Here is a 16,539-nt window from a genome sequence, read left to right as displayed (position 1 = left end):
CCCTTTCTCAACAACGCAGCGCGGGAGTAGCTCAGCTGGTAGAGCACTACCTTGCCAAGGTAGATGTCGCGAGTTCGAATCTCGTCTCCCGCTCCACTTCAACCCCCCACCCTCAACCGGGTGGTGGCTTTTCGTTACCCATGCAGGCCTCCCCTACGTGCGGTAAATTCGCCGGTTGTGGCCGACCTCTATTTCACACATGAATCCATGTCCATGATTCTCCCGGCCGTGCGGAGTGCCCTCGCGGCTGGGGGAGATGTGGCCTTTACGGTTCCTGACCCGGGTGTGGGGGTAGGTCTGTATGCGGGTGAACCCACGCCCTTGGGGGTGCATCGCCCGTGGCAGACCTGGGCTGACCTCGCCGATCTGTTGGGGGCTCATCTGCTGACCCCCGAGTCGGTGGAGGCGGGGCGAGTACGGGTGCGGCTCCGTGCTTACGCCGGTGTGTCAGCACCCGACACTGCAGGCTACGGAACGGGCGGCCACTGGGGACGGGTAAACAAGCTGGAGGACCCAGTTTTCCTGTTTACGTTGGTCGAAGCGTTGCGGCGAGTGAACCCCCCGGCGGGCGGACGTGTCCTCGCCCTGGGCGTCAACGCCGGACGCGAACTGGACGCCCTGGCACTGGCCTTCCCGAGCCGGGCTTTCGAAGTGGTTGGTATTGACCTGGAAGAGACGGCGCTGGCGGAGGCCCGTACCCATTACCCCCAGGCCACCTTCCGCACGCTGGATGTAACTACGCTCCCGGTGCCGGACCTCGGCCATTTTGACCTCGTGCTTGCCCTCAGCCTGCTGCAAAGTCCCGGGATTCGGCAGGATACGCTGCTCCGTGCCCTGCGCCGCGAGCATCTGACGCCCGGTGGCGGTCTGATCCTGGGCTTCCCGAATGCCCGCTACCTGGACGGCTTTCTCAGTTACGGCGCCCGCATGCGGAACTACGCCCGGCCTGACCTCAGCCTCCTTATGGCGGATGTGACCGCAGCTCGGAGGACTCTCCAGAAACACGGCTTCAAGGTCTTCGTGACGGGGAAATACGAGGTGCTGGTGACGGCCATCCCGGCGGCAGAGACCACGCCAGGTGGCCTGGAGCTTTAATGGGTCAGCCCTAGAGGAGGCGCCACCTGAGCTTTTTGCTGGCTCAGATGGCGCCTCTGTTCTATGAGTCAGGGCTGGTCTGCTGTGCCCTCTGCAGGGCTCGCCATGCCCTGAAGGTTCTCGCGCAGCTCGCCGAGCTTTTCCTCACGGTCGAAGTTCTTGCCCAAGCCGTTGGCGTCCATCTCACCCTCGCCGCCCTGCATGGTCTCCTGGACAACTTCGTTCTGTGCCTCATCGCTGAGGGCGGCGTTCTCTCCTGTTTTGTGGTCGGTCATGGCTCATCTTCCCGGCCCCGGGTGAGGAGGACCGCCCGGGCTTCCCCACCCGCCTTTAACCCTTGCGGCTGCCGACGGCGAGGAGTGCCCCGAAGAGGGCCAGGTTTTTCATGAAGTGCGTTTGCTGGTGCTGGCGCTCCTTGCCCTGGCGGTCCCAGAAGGGGTGCCCGATGACCGTGGTGGGGATGAGGCTGACGGCCAGGGCGGTGCTCGCCAGGCCGGGGGCGATGCCTAGCGCCAGCAGGCTGCCCGCGCCGACCATCACGCCGCTGTTGACCTTGACGGCCAGCTCCGGCGCCGGGATCTCGGCCCCTTTCGCCGCGCGCACGATGGGGTCGGGGTTCTGAAGGTGGTCCAGGCCGTTTTTGATAAAGATGCTCGCGAGCAGCGCCCGCCCGATAAATCCCGTCACACTCATGCCAGCCTCCTCCGGTGGGGGAAGTGTACCGCACCGGGGGAGGTCGCCCCCTACAACTGACGGTGGAGTTCCCGCAGCAGGGCTCCCACCGCCTCCACCCCCGCCGTGAGCAGCCGCACGTACTCGGCGCTGGAGATGGGGCCTTCCTCGGCGCCGCCCTGGGCCTCGATCAGCAGCCCCGCGTCGGTGGCGACCACGTTCAGGTCGGCGCGGGCGACCCGGTCCTCGGCATAGTCGAGGTCCACCCGCAACTCGTCGCCGATCAGGCCCACGCTCGCCGCCCCGACCGTGTGGAGCAGGGGCCACTCGCTGAGCTTGCCTGACTGGATCAGCCGGTCGGCGAAGTCGTGCAGCGCGGCGTACCCCGCCAGGACGCTGGCGACGCGGGTGCCGCCATCGGCCACAAGCACGTCACAGTCCACGTAGAGGGTCTGGCCCCGGAAGTGGCGCAGGTCCACGGCGGCACGGAAGGCCCGCCCCAGCAGGCGCTGAATCTCGTGGCGGCGGCCATTCTGGAGGTTGCGCTCGCGGGCCTGGCGGTCGGTGGTCGCGCGCGGCAGCATGGCGTACTCGGCGGTCAGCCAGCCCTCCTTCTTGCCGCGCATGTGGGGCGCGGGTTTATCCTCCACGCTGACGGTCGCCAGAATCTCGGTGCGGCCCAGCCGCAGGTGGGCGCTGCCGGGCGCGTGGGGGTTGACCCCGCGGCGAACGTTGAGGGGCCGGGGGGTCAGGGTGTCCCGGTCGGTTCTGGGGGGAGGGGTCAAGTGGTCACCTGCTGCACGGTGACATTCTGCCCGCCCGTAAGGGCGCCGATCACGGGGCGCGTCGCCTCCGGTTCCCCCGTCACGAGGTACGTGACCCCGCCCTCCCCGTTCTCCCCCCGCAGCAAACTGGCCGCTTCCAGCACGTTCCGGGTGTGCCGGGCCACCGCCGCGCCGCTGTCCACCAGCCCAAAGGTGTCCCCGAACTCGGCGCGGATGCTCCCCGCCAGGAAGGGGTAATGCGTGCAGCCCAGCACGAGCTGATCGGCCCCGGCCCCCGCCAGTGGTGCCAGCACTTCCCGCAGCACGGCCCGCGCCCGCCCGCCGCCGGCCTGCCCCGCCTCGACCAAGGGCACGAGTTCGGCGCTCACGGCGGTGAGGACCCGGACTCCGGTAGGCTCGGCAAACTCGCGGATCACGTCGCGCAGCAGGGTGCCGCGCAGGGTGCCCGGGGTCGCCAGCACGCCTATCACGCCCGACTGGGTGGCGGCCACGGCGGGCTTGACGGCGGGCACCAGGCCGATCACGGGGAAGGCCGGGCCGTACCGCTCGCGCAGGGGGCGCAGGCTGAAGGCCGAGGCCGTGTTGCAGGCCACGACCACGCCCTTGGCGCCCCGCGCGTGCAGCGCCGCCACCGCCCGGCTGGTCAGGTCCCGGATCTCCTCGTCCGGCCGGGCCCCGATGGGCACATGAGCCGTGTCCGCGAGGTACAGAAAGCGTTCGTGCGGCAGGACACGCCGCAGCTCGGCCAGGACGCTCAGGCCGCCCACGCCGCTGTCGAATACGCCCAGGGGGGCCTCGCAGGTCATCGGCCAGGATGATAGAGCGCGGGGGGCTGCGGTGGTCAAAAGGGCGGGCGCTCCTCCCACAGGGGACGGCGGTAGTGGAAAAAATGGCGCAGCCGGGCGACATCGGCAGGGGTCATCCCGGGGACGTGCCGTTCCAGCAGGTCATACACCTCGTCCACCAGGCGCGACAGCTCGGCGGCGGCCTCCTTAGGCGGGAGGTGATTCACCCGTTTGAAACGCTCCGCGAACTTCTGCGGCGCGACCACAAGACGTTCCAGCACCACGTCCAGCCATTTGAAACTGAAGAAGTACACGCGATTGACCGCCAGTAGAACGTGCAAGAGTCGGCGTTGTACCCAGCCGAAGTGTTGGTGCAGCCCCCACAGGTTCTCCCCGCGTTCCAGGTACATCTCCCAACGCCAGAAGTGGTCGATGGGCGCGTAGCGTTTCACCAGAGCCCGGACGAGGCCATCCGGGTACGCCGCTGCCCGCGCCTGCCACTGCATGAGAAGGTCCTTCCCGTGGAGCGGCGCCCCATCCAACAGCGCTGCGACGAGGTTGAGTTTTCCCTCGTCGGTGTCGAAGGTGAGCAGCACATCGTCGAGTGTCCGCTCGGCAGCATCCACACGCATGTTCACCACCTCTGTCAGAACGCCACTCTTCTCCGCCCCTGGTGCGGCGCGGCCCATGAAAAAGGTGTCTTCCCAGGCGTCCCCCTCGCGGGGATAGAGCCGGTGCAAGTCGCCCCCGACGTCCTGTACGATGGCCGCCCGCTCGTCCTCGCCCGGCTCGGCCTCCCAGAAAACGCCGAGCTCGATGTCGGAGAAGCGGTCGGCGTGGCCCCGCGCCGAACTCCCTCCCAGGAGGACGGCGACGACATTGGGATTGCGGGCATAAGTCTGGGCCACGCCGGCCGCCATGTCCCGGCGCCATTCACTCGCAGGATTCATAGGGGGCAGTGTGGCAGGTGTCCACCGCGTAGTCATGGCTGAAATGACGCAGGAGGGGCTGGCAGAACCTCAGCCCCGCACGCCCCTCCTTCCCTCTGGACCCTCAGCCCAGCGCTTCCCGGATCGTCTCACCCAGCGCCCGAATCCCCGTGTCGATCTGCTGCGGCGTGGCGCTCGAATAGCTCAGGCGCATGGTGTTCTCGCCGCCGCCGAGCGCGAAGAAGGGGCGGCCCGGCACGAAGGCCACCTTGCGCTCCACGGCCTGGGCGAGCAGCGGCGTGGTGTCGATCCCCTCCGGCAGCGTGACCCACAGGAACATCCCGCCCTCCGGGGTGGTGAAGCTCACGCCCGCCGGGAAGTACTCGCGCAGGCGGCCCACCATGTCCTGCGCCCGCTCGCCGTAGGCCCGCTTCACGATCTCGATCTGGCGCGGCAGCACGTCGTGGACGAGTTCCGAGACGATCATCTGGTTCAGGGTCGGGGTGTGCAGGTCCGCGCCCTGCTTGGCCTGCACCAGCTTGCCGATGATGGGCCGGGCCGCCTGCACCCAGGCGTCGCGCAGACCGGGCACGAGCGTCTTGGAAAAGGAGCTGGAGTAGATCACGTGGCTGCGCTCGGGATCGCCGCCCACCAGCTCCAGCGCGAGGTCGTAGAGGCCCGGCAGCTCCTCGCCGCGGAAGCGCAGCTTGCCGTAGGGGTCGTCCTCGATCACCAGCACCCCGTATTGGGCGGTGAGTTCAAGCAGGCGGCGACGGCGCTCCAGGCTCAGCGTCCGCCCGGTGGGGTTCTGGAAGTTGGGGATGGCGTACAGCAGCTTGGCGGGGTGGGCCTTCAGCACGTCCTCCAGCGCGTCCGTATCGATGCCGTGGTCGTCGGTGGGAAGTTGCACGTAGCGCGGGCCGTAGGGCTGGAAAGACTGGAGGGCGCCCAGGTACGTCGGGCTCTCGACGAGCACCACGTCGCCCTCGTTAATCAGCACCTTGCCCAGGAGGTCGAGGCCCTGCTGGCTCCCGGTCACGATCTGCACGTTCGCGGGCGTGATCCCGGCGCGGGCGGCGATCCACTCGCGCAGGGGGAGGTGGCCCTCCGTCGTGGAGTATTGCAGGGCCGCCGGGCCGTACTTCGTCAGCACGGCGTCGGTCGCGCGGCGCACGTCCTCGATGGGGAAGAGTTCCGGGGCGGGGAGACCGCCCGCGAAGGAGATCACGTCGGGCTGCTGGGTGACCTTGAGGATCTCGCGGATGGCACTCGCGTTCATGCGCCGGGTGCGGTCAGCGAGCCGCGCGGTGAGGTCCACCGGGGGCAGGGTGGGGGCGGGGGAGAGGGTCATGGCCCCATCCTACCGTTCCTGCCCGGCGCCCCCCCGCCGCGTCCGGGATAGCCGACCCGCCCCGAATGGGGGAAAGGCCGGGTAGAGTGGGACCCGTCAAAGGAGGCTTCACCCATGCTCGTCACCGGTAACGACATCCTGGTTCCCGCCCGCGCGGGCAAGTACGCCGTCGGCTCGTTCAACACCAACAACATGGAGATCACCCAGGCGATCATCCACACCGCCGAGCGGCTGCGCTCCCCGGTCATGGTGCAGATGAGCGAGGGCGCGATCAAGTACGGCGGTCAGGACCTCGCCAACATCGTGAAGGACATTGCCGAGCGGGCCAGCGTGCCCGTCGCCCTGCACCTCGACCACGGCTCCTCGTACGAGAGCGCGCTGCGGGCGATCAAGATGGGCTTCACCTCCGTCATGATCGACGCCTCGCACCACCCCTTCGAGGAGAATGTCCACGAGACCCGGCGGGTGGTCGAGGCCGCGCACGCCATGGGGATTTCGGTGGAGTCCGAACTCGGGCGGCTGGGCGGCATCGAGGAGCACGTCGTGGTGGACGAGAAGGACGCCTTCCTGACTGACCCGGAGGAGGCCGTGCAGTTCGTCGAGCAGACGGGCACCGACTACCTCGCCATCGCCATCGGCACCAGCCACGGGGCGTACAAGGGCAAGGGCCGCCCCTTCATCGACCAGGCGCGCATTGAGCGCATCAGCCAGCTCGTCTCCATCCCGCTCGTCGCGCACGGCTCCAGCGGGGTGCCCGCCGAGATCGTCCAGCGCTTCCGCGACTCGGGCGGCGAGATCGGCGACGCCGCGGGCATCGCCGACGAGGACCTCCAGCAGGCGGCCCAGCACGGCATCGCCAAGGTGAACGTGGACACGGACCTGCGCCTCGCCATGACGGTGGGCGTGCGCGAGGTGCTGAAGAAGAACCCGGGGGAGTTCGACCCGCGCAAGATTTTCGGCCCGGCCCGCGACCTGATGAGCCAGATCATCGAGCACAAGATGCGGGTGCTGGGGAGCGTGGGCCAGGCGTAGGTCGGGTGGGGGTGTCCCCCCTTGTTCTCAGGTCCAGTCAGCGGCGCCGCGGGGAATTCTCACCCGGCCGCCGTATGCTCACGTTCGCCATGAAGGCCCTGCGCGTCCCCCTCCTCACCCTCCTGGCCCTCGGCGGAGCCGCGGTGACGGGCCGTTCGGTGGGGGCGGCGGGCACCGCCATCCCGTCCCTGCCCGCCCTGCCCGCGGCCTGGCAGACGAAGCTCGCGGCCCTGGTGCCCAAGCCGGGCCAGGTCGTGCAACTGATGGAGCAGCGGCCCAGCCTCACCCTGGTCGAACTCCAGCGGCGCGTCACGACGGTGGGCGGCAGCCGCGAGGCCCTGAGCGCCGTGATGGCGAGCGTGCAGAAGGGGGACCGCCCGGTCTACGACGAGCGGCTCGGCATCAGCCGCGAGGAATTTCAGCAATACCTGGTGTTCCAGCCCGTCCTGGCCCCCATCGGCAGGAGCCTGAAGCTGCCGCTGACCCGCGAGGGCAACCGGCTGAGGCTCGGGGACGCGCCCGGCTTGGGGGGGGGCGCTGCGCGGGCTGACGCTCGATCTGCTCACGGGGGAACTCCGCACGCCGGAGGGGTTCAGCGGAAGGCCCCGCCCGGTGTCCGCGAGCAACGCGCCCGACCGGAGCATCGATATCCGCGGCGGGTTCGTCTGGTCGGTGAAGGGCAACAACCCCTCCACCCAGAACGCGCTGGACGGCCAACTGCAACTGCTGCAACTGCCCGGAAGCCAGATCATCCTGAGCTACTCGCGCACCAGCATCCTGGGGGGCCGCATCAGCGAGGGCGCCGTTATCCTGCGCTACAGCCGGTAAGGCCCGCAGCTCTGACCCCACGGCCCGCCGGTTCGACTCCCCGGCGGGCCTCTTCTCCCGTCCCTTCCAGGCTGACGCGCCCCTGACCCCACCTCAAGGCTTCCTCACCTCGGCTTCAGGGGGCGTCACGGCCGGGCCGCTACCCTGCGAGGCATGAAGAAGATCAAATGTGGCCTGCTGCTGGGCGCGGCGCTCACGCTGGGGAGCGCGTCGGTGGCGAGCGCGGGAAGTCTCTCCCCGACTCTGCTGGAGCGGGCCAAGCGCGGGGACCAGAGTACGGTCGGCGTGATCGTGCGCTTCAAGTTCACGAACACGGCGCGCGGACGGGCGCTGTTCAAAACGGCCCGCCAGCAACTGACCTCGCGCATCCAGCAGCTCGGCCCCGCCGCGGGCTTCGTGAACCAGGCGCTGAACTCGGGCAAGGCCACCCAGCTCTGGCTGGACCAGAGCGTGTTCCTGCCCATGACTCCGGTGCAGGCGCGGGTACTGGCGACCCTGCCCTTCGTGGACACCATCTTCGAGAACTTCAAGGTGCAGATCCCCCGCGCCGTCGCCCTCAGCGCGGCCAGCGCGCCCTCGGGCACCCCCTGGCACCTCCAGAAGATCGGGGCGCCCCAGGCCTGGGCGGCGGGCTTCCGCGGCCAGAACATCCGCATCGGGCACCTGGACAGCGGCATCGACGCGAACCACCCCGAACTCGCCGGGAAGCTCGCGTCCTTCGCCGAATTCAACGGGGACGGCGACAAGGTCCAGAGCAGCCCGCACGACACCACCAACCACGGCACCCACACGGCAGGCCTGCTCGTCGGTAAGGACGTGGGTGTGGCGCCGGGGGCCAAGCTCATCAGCGCCCTGGTGCTGCCGAACAACGAGGGCACCTTCGCCCAGGTCATCGCGGGGATGCAGTACGTCCTCGACCCCGACAACAACGCGGATACCGACGACGGCGCCGACGTGGTGAACATGAGCCTGGGGATTCCCGGCACCTACGACGAGTTCATCGTGCCCGTGCAGAACATGCTCAAGGCGGGCGTGGTGCCGGTCTTCGCCATCGGCAACTTCGGGCCGGGCTCCTCGACCACCGGCAGCCCCGGCAACCTCCCCGACGCCATCGGGGTGGGCGCGGTAGACCAGAACGGGCAGGTCGCCAGCTTCAGCAGCCGAGGGCCGGTCGCGTGGCAGGGCCAGATCAACGGCGTGTTCGTGAAGCCGGACATCGCGGCGCCGGGCGTCGCCATCACGAGTTCCTTCCCGAATGGGCAGTACGGGGCGCTCAGCGGCAGCTCCCAGGCAAGCCCCATCGCGGCGGGTGCCGTGGCCCTGCTGCTCTCGGCCAAGCCCGGCACGGGCGTGGACGCGGTCAAGAACGCGCTGTACTCCAGCGCCAGCAACGCGGGCAGCAAGAACAACAATGTCGGCTACGGGCTGATCAGCGTGCCCGGCGCGATGGGCAAGCTGGGCGTGAATCTGGGTGGGGATCAGGGCAGCAAGCCGCCCGCTCCGCAACCGCAGCCTCAGCCACAACCCCAGCCGCAGCCGCAGCCACAACCGCAACCCCAGCCGCAGCCTCAACCCCAACCGCAGCCTCAGCCACAGCCACAACCCCAACCTGCGCCGGCCCCGCAGCCCACTGGCCCTGCTGGCTACACGCTCTGCGCCGTGGAAGGGCAGTTCTGCAAGTTCCAGGGCAAGCGCGACGCGGCCTTCGGCACGGCGGGCAAGTACCTGACCGGCGTGGGCACGGACGGCTTCAACTGCACCGTTCAGGAGTGGGGTTCCGACCCCGCCTACGGGCAGAAGAAGGGCTGCTTCATCAAACCCGTCGCCGGTCAGCCCGCCCCCGCCCCGGCCCCCAGCCCCGCGCCCAAGCCGCCCACGGGGAGCAAGAAGCCCACGGTCCTCCTCGTCGATGACGACATGGGCCAGGGTGCGGACGTGACGAACGCCCTGCGCGACGCGATCAAGGCGAACGCGGCCTCGGGCGGGGCCTTCGTGTGGAACGTGCAGGCCCAGGGGCCGGTGCCCCTGAGCGAGATGCAGCGCTCGGACATCGTGATCTGGGCGACGGGCGAGCAGTACGAGAACACCATCACGCCCCAGGACCAGAACACCCTGCGGCAGTACCTCGCGGGCGGCGGCAACCTGCTCGTGACCGGTCAGGACATCGGCTACGACATCGGCACGAGCGACTTCTACCGCGACGTTCTCAAGACCCGCTTCGTCGCCGACAGCTCCGGCAACGCCAAGTTCGTGACGCGCGGCGCTTTCGGCAACACCGCCTTTACCCTCAACGCCGACGGCAGCGCTAAGAACCAGTACTACCCGGACGTGATCGCCGACCTGAGCGGCAGTTCGGTCGTCGCCTCGTGGGGCACCGCGAACGCCAACGCGAGCACGATCACGGCGCAGAGCATCCGGGTGGACCCCAACAAGGGCCGCGCCGAGCAGAAGGTCGAGGACCCCCGCGGCCTGGTCGAGCGCCTCGCGGCCAATGTGATCGGCTCCATCCTGAACCAGGTGCTCGGCGGTCAGCAGCCCACCCAGCGCCCCCGCGTCACGGCGCAGAACGCGAACGAGAACGCCGGGGCCATCGTCGCCAACGACGCGGGCAAGTACCGCACGGTGAACATGGGCTTCGGGATCGAGGGCCTGTCGCCGAACAGCCGGAGCGCCCTGATGAAGACGGCGTTCGACTGGCTGATGAAGTAAGCGGTCAGCGATCAGAAAACAGGGGGAGGCTCGCTGGGTTGGGCCTTCCCCCTCTCTTTGTGTGCCTTTACCCACTTCCCACTGAGGGTGGCGGCGCGGCGAGTACGGTTGAGCCATGCCAACGCTACGCGACATCATGACGCCCAACCCCGTGACCGTGGACCCGCAGGCCACCCTCCAGGAGGTCGCCACGCTGATGCTCGAGCAGGACATCGGCGCGGTACTCGTGATGGAGAATGACCGCCCCACGGGGATCATCACCGACCGCGACATCGTGGTCCGGGCGGTCGCCTACGGGCACGACTCCGGGACGCCCGTGACCGACTACACGACCGGGGATGTGTTCACCCTGGACGCGAACACCTCGGTGGAGGACGCCGCCGACGAGATGGGGCGCCAGCAGGTGCGGCGCATTCCCGTGACCGAGAACGGGAAGGTCGTGGGCATCGTCAGCCTGGGTGACCTTGCCGTGCGGGCGAACAGCGACGCCGACGAGGAGGCCCTCAAGGGCGTTAGCGTGCCCAGCGAGAACCACAACAGCTAAAATAGGCAAATCGTACGGGCCGCCCCCGAGGATGGGAGGCGGCCCGTCTGCTGGGGCCGGGGTAAGGTGTGGGCGCCTCCCGACTCTGGCCCCGAACCCGATACGCCTCAGCCCTCCCGCCACACGTCCGCGTGGTCCTGCGCGAACTGCCTGAAGGAGATGGGGTCGCGTCCCGTCACCCGCCGCACGGCGTCCGTCACGCTTTCAGAGTGACCGGCCCGCACCCCCTGGTACAGGGAGGTCATCAGGCCCACGTAGGCCTCGGGGGCGCCCCCGTCCCGCATCGCCCGTGCGAGGTCCTCGTCGCTGATGGGCACGTACTTCACGCTCTTGCCCGTCGCGTCCGAGATGGCGGCCACCACCTCGTCGCGGCTGAGGGCCTCCCCCCCCGTGATGGTGTACGCCTGCCCCGCGTGCCCCTCCTCGGTCAGGGCGGCGACCGCCACTGCGGCGATGTCCCGGGCATCCACGAAGCTCGTCCTCGCGTCGCCGGAGGGCTCGTAGAGCGTGCCGCCGCGAATCATGTCCGCGTTCATCGTGGCGTAGTTCTGCATGAACCACGAGGGCCGCAGGAAGGTCCATGTCAGCCCCGAGGCCTCGATGTGCCGCTCGACCTCGCGCAGCGGGTTGTCGCTGTGCTCCACTCCCATCGCGCTCAGCCGCACGACGCGCCCCACACCCGCCTCCCGCGCCAGATCCACCACCCGCTTGACGGGTTCGGCAGACATGTCGCCGGGAGAGGCGAGGTACACGGCGTCCACGCCCTGCAGGGCTTGCCTCACGCTCGCCTCGTCCTCATAGTCGAACCTTACGACCTCCGCCCCGGGAAAGGCCTGCCGCGCCTTCTCCACGGTGTGTGCCCCGACGCGGACCTCCACACCGCGCTCCTGAAGCTGCCGAACGACCTCCTGACCGACCTTGCCGTTGGGGGTGGTGACGAGAACCTTCATACGGCTCCTTTCGCGGCCTCCGCAGCCGGATAGGGGCACCATACGACCAAGCGGTTCATTTTGTGAAGTACCTACCTTTTGGTGCGTTAGGAGGGGCGGCGTGGTATACGGAAGGAATGACGGCGCCATCCCTCAACGTGCTGAGTCAGCACTGCCCCAGCCACCGCGTTCTGGAGATGGTGACGGGGAAGTGGAGCGTGCTCGTGCTGTACGCCCTGCGCGGGAGGACGCTGCGCTACAGCGAACTGGAGGGAACCATAGGCGGCATCTCGCAGAAGATGCTCACCCAGACCCTGCGCGAGCTGGAGCGCAACGGCCTGGTGGAGCGCACCGCGTACCCCGTCGTACCGCCCCGCACCGAGTACCGGCTGAGTCCCCTGGGAGAGAGCCTGAACCGGATCGTCACCGACCTCGGCCTCTGGGCGCAGGACCATATGCCCGCCGTCCTCGCCGCGCGCCAGGACTACGACAGGCGACATTCCAAGTAAAAAGGGCCGCCCCCGTGCTGGAGGCGGCCCCACTCATGTGCCACTTTACTTCCGCAGGTCGCGCAGCTTGCGGTACAGCTCCTTTTCCTCCTCGGTCAGGTGGCTCGGCACGGTCAGATTCAGGCGCACATACAGGTCGCCGCGCGTGCCGTCCTTTTTCGGCCAGCCCTGGCCGCGCAGGCGCATCCGCCGCCCGCCGCTGCTCCCCGCCGGAATGGTGAGGTTGCCGCTGCCGCCCAGCGTCTGCACGGTGACGTTGCCGCCGAGCGCGGCGACCGGGGCGGGCACGTCCACCGTCGTAATGAGGTCGTCCCCGTCGAGGTCGAAGCGGGCATCCTCCAGCACGCGGATGGTGAGGAGCACGTCGCCGCCCCCCGGGGCCTGCCCGGCGAGGCGCAGGCGGCTGCCGTCGCGCGTGCCTGCCGGTACCCGCAGGCTCAGCCGCTTGCCGTCCACGTTGATCACCTCGTCGGAGCCGGAGAACGCCTCCTGCAAGGTCACCTGGAGTTCGCCCTCCACGTTCTGCACGAAGCGCCTCCCCTGGGTCCCGCCCAGACCGCCCAGCAGGTCCTCCAGGTTCACCTGGCCGCCCGAGAAGCTCGCCCCACCTCCGCTGCGCCGTCCTCCTACACCGAACAGCCCCTGGAAGAAATCGCTGAACTGGGAGGGGTCGAAGCCCGCGAAGTCGCCGCCCTGGAAGCCGCCCGGCGCCCCGCCGTAGCCCGGCGGCACCTGCCCGGTGTGCCCGAACTGGTCGTACACCTTGCGTTTCTCGGGGTCGCTGAGGACGGCGTAGGCCTCGCCGATCTCCTTGAACCGGTCGGCGGCCTTCTCGTCGCCCTGATTCTTGTCGGGGTGGAAAGCCTTGGCGAGCTTGCGGTAGGCGCTTTTAATATCGGCGTCCGAGGCACCCCGGTTGACGCCCAATACGTCGTAGTAATCCTTGTAAGCCATCGCCACTCCTTGGAAGGGGTTGAGGGGGAGGGGGTCAGGAATCAGGTTGCTCGCCTAACTCCTAACCCCCGGCGGCTCACCCCTTACTGCTTCCTGCTCACCACCACACGGGCCGGGCGCACCAGGCGGTCCCCCATGCGGAAGCCGAGCTGGTAGACCTGCACGATCACGTCGTCCTCGTCGCCGGGCACGACCTGAAGGGCCTCGTGCCACTGGGGGTCGAAGTGCTCGCCCTCGCGTCCGGTCGCTTCCAAACCGAGGTTGCCGAAGACGCGCAGCACCGTCGCCTGGACGGCCTGCACGCCGGGGATCAGCTTGCTGGGGTCGTTGCTCCCCATGCTGACCGCGCGGTCGAGGTCGTCGTACACCGGCATGAGCCCCTCGGCGGCCTTCGCCACGCCCTGTTGCTGCGCGGCCTGCACGTCCTCCTGAGTGCGGCGGCGGTAGCTCTCGAAGTCGGCGGCGAGGCGGCCCAGCTTGCCCCTCAGGTCCGCGTTCTCCTTCTCCAGCTCGTCGGCGCGTTCCAGGCGGGCCATCATCTCCTGCACCTGCCCGAACATGCCAGCATCAAGAGAATCAGCGTCCATGCCGGGGAAGCCCTCCAGCTCGGCGTCCTCCTCCATGTTGTCGGTCTCGGTGTCGGGGTTGGGGGCGTAGGTTTGCTCGGTGCGGGCCGTCTCCGTCTCCTGGGCCGCCTGCTCGTTCTGGGTCTTGGTCTGGTCGTCGTGGGTCATGGGCGCACTTCTCCTGCGAAACATGGCTTGAAGATAGGGGAGAGGGGGCCGTGAAGCCGTCCTCTCCCCTGGGTTGGATGTGTGGGTCGGACGTTATTCAGCGGGCTTGAAGTCCGCGTCGATCACGTCGTCGTCCTGGCGGCTGGCCTGGGGCTGTCCGCCCTGGCCGTCCTGCCCACCGCCCTGCCCGGCGGTCATGAAGGCGCGCAGTTCCTCCTCCAGCCGCTTCTGGGCGCTCTCGATCCGGGCGTCGTCGTCGCTGCGGACGGCCTCCTCGGCCTCGTCGGCGGCGGCCTTCAGGCGGTCCTTGGCGTCCTGCGGGGCATTCGCGTTCTCGTCGATCTGGGCCAGGGCCTGCACGCGCAGCGAGTCGAGGTTGTTGCGCTTCTCGACCTTCTCGCGGCGCTTCTTGTCGGCCTCGGCGTTCTGCTCGGCCTCACGCACCATGCGGTCCACGTCGCCCTTGTCGAGCGTGGTGGTGTTCTCGATGCGGATGCTCGCCTCCTTGCCGCTCGTCTTCTCCTTCGCCGTCACGTGCAGGATGCCGTTCGCGTCGATGTCGAAGGTCACCTCGATCTGCGGGCGACCGGCGGGCATGGGCGGAATGCCCTCCAGCTTGAAGCGGCCAAGGGACTTGTTGTCGGCGGCCATGGGGCGCTCGCCCTGGAGGACCACGATCTCCACGCCGGGCTGGTTGTTCTCGGCGGTGGTGTAGATCTCGGTCTTCTTGGCCGGGACGGTCGTGTTGCGGGTGATCATCGGCGCGACCATGCCGCCCTTGACCTCCACGCCGAGGGTCAGCGGGGTCACGTCGACCAGCACGATGTCACCCAGGCTGCTGTCACCCTGGATGATGCCTGCCTGCACGGCGGCGCCCAGCGCCACGGCCTCGTCGGGGTTCACCGACTCGTTCGGCGTCTTGCCGATGATGTCCTGCACGATCCGCTTGACGGCGGGGATGCGGGTGGAGCCGCCGACCAGGATGACCTCGTCGATATCCTTGGCGCCCAGCTTGGCGTCCGCCAGGGCCTGCTCGACCGGCTGGCGCACGCGGCGCAGCAGGTCGGCGGTCAGCTCCTCGAACTTGGCGCGGCTCAGGGTGCGCTCCAGGTGCAGCGGGGTGCGCGTCTCGGGGTCGAAGGTGATGAAGGGGAGGCTGATGGTGGTCTCGGAGGCGTTCGAGAGCTCGATCTTCGCCTTCTCGGCGGCCTCGATCAGGCGCTGGAGGGCCTGCGGGTCCTTGCGGAGGTCGAAGTTGTGTTCCTTCTGGAACTCGCTGGCGAGCCAGTTCACGATGCGCTGGTCGAAGTCCGCGCCGCCCAGGTGCGTGTCGCCGGAGGTGGACTTCACCTCGAAGACGCCCTCACCCAGCTCCAGTATGGTCACGTCGAAGGTGCCGCCGCCCAGGTCGAAGACGAGCACCGTCTCGTTGCCCTTCTTCTCCAGGCCGTAGGCGAGCGCGGCGGCGGTGGGCTCGTTGATCACGCGCAGCACGTTCAGGCCCGCGATCTCCCCGGCCTGCTTGGTGGCCTCGCGCTGCGAGTTGTCGAAGTACGCGGGCACCGTGATGACCACGTCCTTGATCTTCTCGCCCAGCTTGGCGGAGGCGTCCTGCACCAGCTTGCGCAGCACCTCGGCGCTGACCTGCTCGGGCGCGAGGTCCTTGCCGTTCACCTCGATGCGGACGGACCCGCCGGGGCCTTCCTTGACGGTGAAGGGGGCACGCCCGGCTTCCTCGCGCACCTCGTCCCAGCGGCGGCCAATAAAGCGCTTGACTTCGAAGAGGGTCGCCTTGGGGTTCAGCGCGGCCTGGCGCCGGGCGATCTGCCCGACGAGGCGCTCGTCGCCCTTGTACGCGACGACGGAGGGCGTGGTGCGCGCCCCCTCCGCGTTGACGATCACTTCGGGGCGTCCGCCTTCCATCACGGCGATGACGCTGTTGGTGGTACCGAGGTCGATTCCGACGGCTTTGGGCATGTTTGACTCCTTGGTTGGTGGGGATGCTGCGCCCTTGACAGGAGCAGTTCTGAAACTAGACCCATCATAAGGCCACAGTTAGGAATAGTCAATAGACTTGAGTGCATTACGCTCAGATTTGAGGCCGGATCAGGAGAGAGTAGGGTCAGCCGTCCCGGTGCTCCTGGTCCCCGCGCAGATCGCCACCAGAGTTCCAGAGTTGGCGCCCGCCACCGACATACACTGGGGCATGACGTCCGCCACACGGGGGCAACACCGGGGGAACGACACGTGAGCCGCGCGACCTGGGGCTGGGGCCTGGCCGCCGCCGTGGTCGTGCTGCTCCTCCTGATCAACGCGGCCAGCCCGCGCGCACGCGGCGGCGAGCTGTCGCTGACCGACTTTACCAGCGCGCTGCGCTCCGGTCAGGTGCAGAGCGCCAACGTGCAGTTCGAGAACAACACCGCCGTGCTGAGCGGCAAGCTCAAGGACAGTCAGGAGTACAGCGTCCGCACGCTCGCCGCCGACCCGGTCATCGCCCTGAACCGGCTTCAGGCGGCGGGGGTCAGCGTGACCTACGTGCAACCCGCCCGCCTGAGCTTTCTGGCCCTGTTCAGCGGCCTGCTGACAGGGCTTCTCATTGTCGGCCTGCTGCTGCTGCTGTTCCGCAACCGTCAGGGGGGCGGAACGGATGCTGCCAGCAACTTCGGGAAGTCGAAGGCGGCGG

Annotated in this window: 18 protein-coding genes and 1 tRNA gene; 8 read left to right on the top strand and 11 right to left on the bottom strand. The window is 68.6% G+C overall.

Annotated features, from left to right (window positions below):
* The first annotated feature begins 20 nt into the window (after positions 1–20).
* Both DAERI_RS21610 and DAERI_RS21605 read left to right on the top strand, forming a co-directional pair.
* Positions 21–96: transfer RNA gene (locus DAERI_RS21610), tRNA-Gly, on the top strand.
* A 111-nt stretch (positions 97–207) separates the two neighbouring features.
* Positions 208–1,095 carry a class I SAM-dependent methyltransferase gene (locus DAERI_RS21605; RefSeq protein ID WP_103131508.1) on the top strand — a complete coding sequence of 296 codons (888 nt, stop codon included), beginning with the start codon at positions 208–210 and terminating at the stop codon, positions 1,093–1,095.
* Between the two features lie 68 nt (positions 1,096–1,163).
* Here the strand turns inward: DAERI_RS21605 and DAERI_RS21600 are convergent, their stop codons facing one another.
* From DAERI_RS21600 to DAERI_RS21575, 6 genes are all read right to left on the bottom strand, one after another.
* Positions 1,164–1,370, bottom strand: a complete 207-nt coding sequence (locus tag DAERI_RS21600) for a hypothetical protein (RefSeq protein ID WP_103131507.1) — start codon at positions 1,368–1,370, stop codon at positions 1,164–1,166.
* 55 nt (positions 1,371–1,425) lie between these two features.
* Positions 1,426–1,788 carry a DoxX family protein gene (locus DAERI_RS21595; protein WP_103131506.1) on the bottom strand — a complete coding sequence of 121 codons (363 nt, stop codon included), beginning with the start codon at positions 1,786–1,788 and terminating at the stop codon, positions 1,426–1,428.
* Positions 1,789–1,838: 50 nt separating this feature from the next.
* On the bottom strand, positions 1,839–2,552 hold the full coding sequence (gene rph / locus DAERI_RS21590) for a ribonuclease PH (protein ID WP_103131505.1): 714 nt from the start codon (positions 2,550–2,552) through the stop codon (positions 1,839–1,841).
* Positions 2,549–3,358: a glutamate racemase gene (gene murI / locus DAERI_RS21585; protein ID WP_103131504.1), complete on the bottom strand. Its 810-nt coding sequence runs from the start codon at positions 3,356–3,358 to the stop codon at positions 2,549–2,551. Before murI ends, rph begins: the two co-directional genes overlap by 4 nt.
* Before the next feature lie 35 nt (positions 3,359–3,393).
* Positions 3,394–4,287, bottom strand: a complete 894-nt coding sequence (locus DAERI_RS21580) for a nucleotidyltransferase domain-containing protein (protein ID WP_133162095.1) — start codon at positions 4,285–4,287, stop codon at positions 3,394–3,396.
* A 103-nt stretch (positions 4,288–4,390) separates the two neighbouring features.
* Positions 4,391–5,617, bottom strand: a complete 1,227-nt coding sequence (locus DAERI_RS21575) for an aminotransferase-like domain-containing protein (protein WP_103131502.1) — start codon at positions 5,615–5,617, stop codon at positions 4,391–4,393.
* 114 nt (positions 5,618–5,731) lie between these two features.
* Here DAERI_RS21575 and fba point away from each other — a divergent pair, with 114 nt between their 5' ends.
* Positions 5,732–6,649 carry a class II fructose-1,6-bisphosphate aldolase gene (gene fba / locus DAERI_RS21570; protein WP_103131501.1) on the top strand — a complete coding sequence of 306 codons (918 nt, stop codon included), beginning with the start codon at positions 5,732–5,734 and terminating at the stop codon, positions 6,647–6,649.
* Between the two features lie 59 nt (positions 6,650–6,708).
* Here the strand turns inward: fba and DAERI_RS22980 are convergent, their stop codons facing one another.
* Positions 6,709–7,215: a hypothetical protein gene (locus tag DAERI_RS22980; protein ID WP_235610505.1), complete on the bottom strand. Its 507-nt coding sequence runs from the start codon at positions 7,213–7,215 to the stop codon at positions 6,709–6,711.
* A gap of 46 nt (positions 7,216–7,261) precedes the next feature.
* Between DAERI_RS22980 and DAERI_RS22975 the strand changes: the two genes are divergently transcribed.
* The 3 genes from DAERI_RS22975 to DAERI_RS21555 all read left to right on the top strand — a co-directional run bounded on the left by DAERI_RS22975 (position 7,262) and on the right by DAERI_RS21555 (position 10,730).
* Positions 7,262–7,477 carry a hypothetical protein gene (locus tag DAERI_RS22975; protein WP_235610504.1) on the top strand — a complete coding sequence of 72 codons (216 nt, stop codon included), beginning with the start codon at positions 7,262–7,264 and terminating at the stop codon, positions 7,475–7,477.
* A 153-nt stretch (positions 7,478–7,630) separates the two neighbouring features.
* On the top strand, positions 7,631–10,186 hold the full coding sequence (locus DAERI_RS21560; RefSeq protein ID WP_103131500.1) for a S8 family peptidase: 2,556 nt from the start codon (positions 7,631–7,633) through the stop codon (positions 10,184–10,186).
* A gap of 115 nt (positions 10,187–10,301) precedes the next feature.
* Entirely contained in the window at positions 10,302–10,730 is a 429-nt protein-coding gene (locus DAERI_RS21555; protein WP_103131499.1) for a CBS domain-containing protein, read from the top strand.
* A gap of 107 nt (positions 10,731–10,837) precedes the next feature.
* Here DAERI_RS21555 and DAERI_RS21550 read toward each other — a convergent pair whose 3' ends face one another.
* Entirely contained in the window at positions 10,838–11,680 is an 843-nt protein-coding gene (locus tag DAERI_RS21550; RefSeq protein ID WP_165794330.1) for an SDR family oxidoreductase, read from the bottom strand.
* A gap of 116 nt (positions 11,681–11,796) precedes the next feature.
* Between DAERI_RS21550 and DAERI_RS21545 the strand changes: the two genes are divergently transcribed.
* Complete coding sequence (locus DAERI_RS21545) at positions 11,797–12,168, top strand: winged helix-turn-helix transcriptional regulator (protein ID WP_103131509.1); 372 nt, start codon at positions 11,797–11,799, stop codon at positions 12,166–12,168.
* A 45-nt stretch (positions 12,169–12,213) separates the two neighbouring features.
* On the opposite strand, the gene DAERI_RS21540 is transcribed toward DAERI_RS21545, so the two are convergent.
* The 3 genes from DAERI_RS21540 to dnaK form a co-directional block, all read right to left on the bottom strand.
* Positions 12,214–13,122 (bottom strand): DnaJ C-terminal domain-containing protein, encoded by a 909-nt coding sequence (locus DAERI_RS21540; RefSeq protein ID WP_103131497.1) that lies wholly within the window; start codon positions 13,120–13,122, stop codon positions 12,214–12,216.
* 83 nt (positions 13,123–13,205) lie between these two features.
* The gene (locus DAERI_RS21535; RefSeq protein ID WP_103131496.1) at positions 13,206–13,856 is read right to left on the bottom strand and encodes a nucleotide exchange factor GrpE; all 651 of its coding nucleotides are present in this window, start codon (positions 13,854–13,856) and stop codon (positions 13,206–13,208) included.
* Positions 13,857–13,949: 93 nt separating this feature from the next.
* Positions 13,950–15,833 carry a molecular chaperone DnaK gene (dnaK, locus tag DAERI_RS21530; protein WP_103131495.1) on the bottom strand — a complete coding sequence of 628 codons (1,884 nt, stop codon included), beginning with the start codon at positions 15,831–15,833 and terminating at the stop codon, positions 13,950–13,952.
* Positions 15,834–16,103: 270 nt separating this feature from the next.
* Between dnaK and DAERI_RS21525 the strand changes: the two genes are divergently transcribed.
* On the top strand, positions 16,104–16,539 hold a 436-nt coding region (locus DAERI_RS21525), incomplete at its 3' end, for an ATP-dependent metallopeptidase FtsH/Yme1/Tma family protein (protein WP_369689483.1).

The organism is Deinococcus aerius, assembly GCF_002897375.1.
GTDB classification, from domain to species: Bacteria; Deinococcota; Deinococci; order Deinococcales; family Deinococcaceae; genus Deinococcus; species Deinococcus aerius.
The sequence above is the reverse complement of the archived record's forward strand: the minus strand, read 5'-3'. Positions and strand labels throughout refer to the sequence as shown.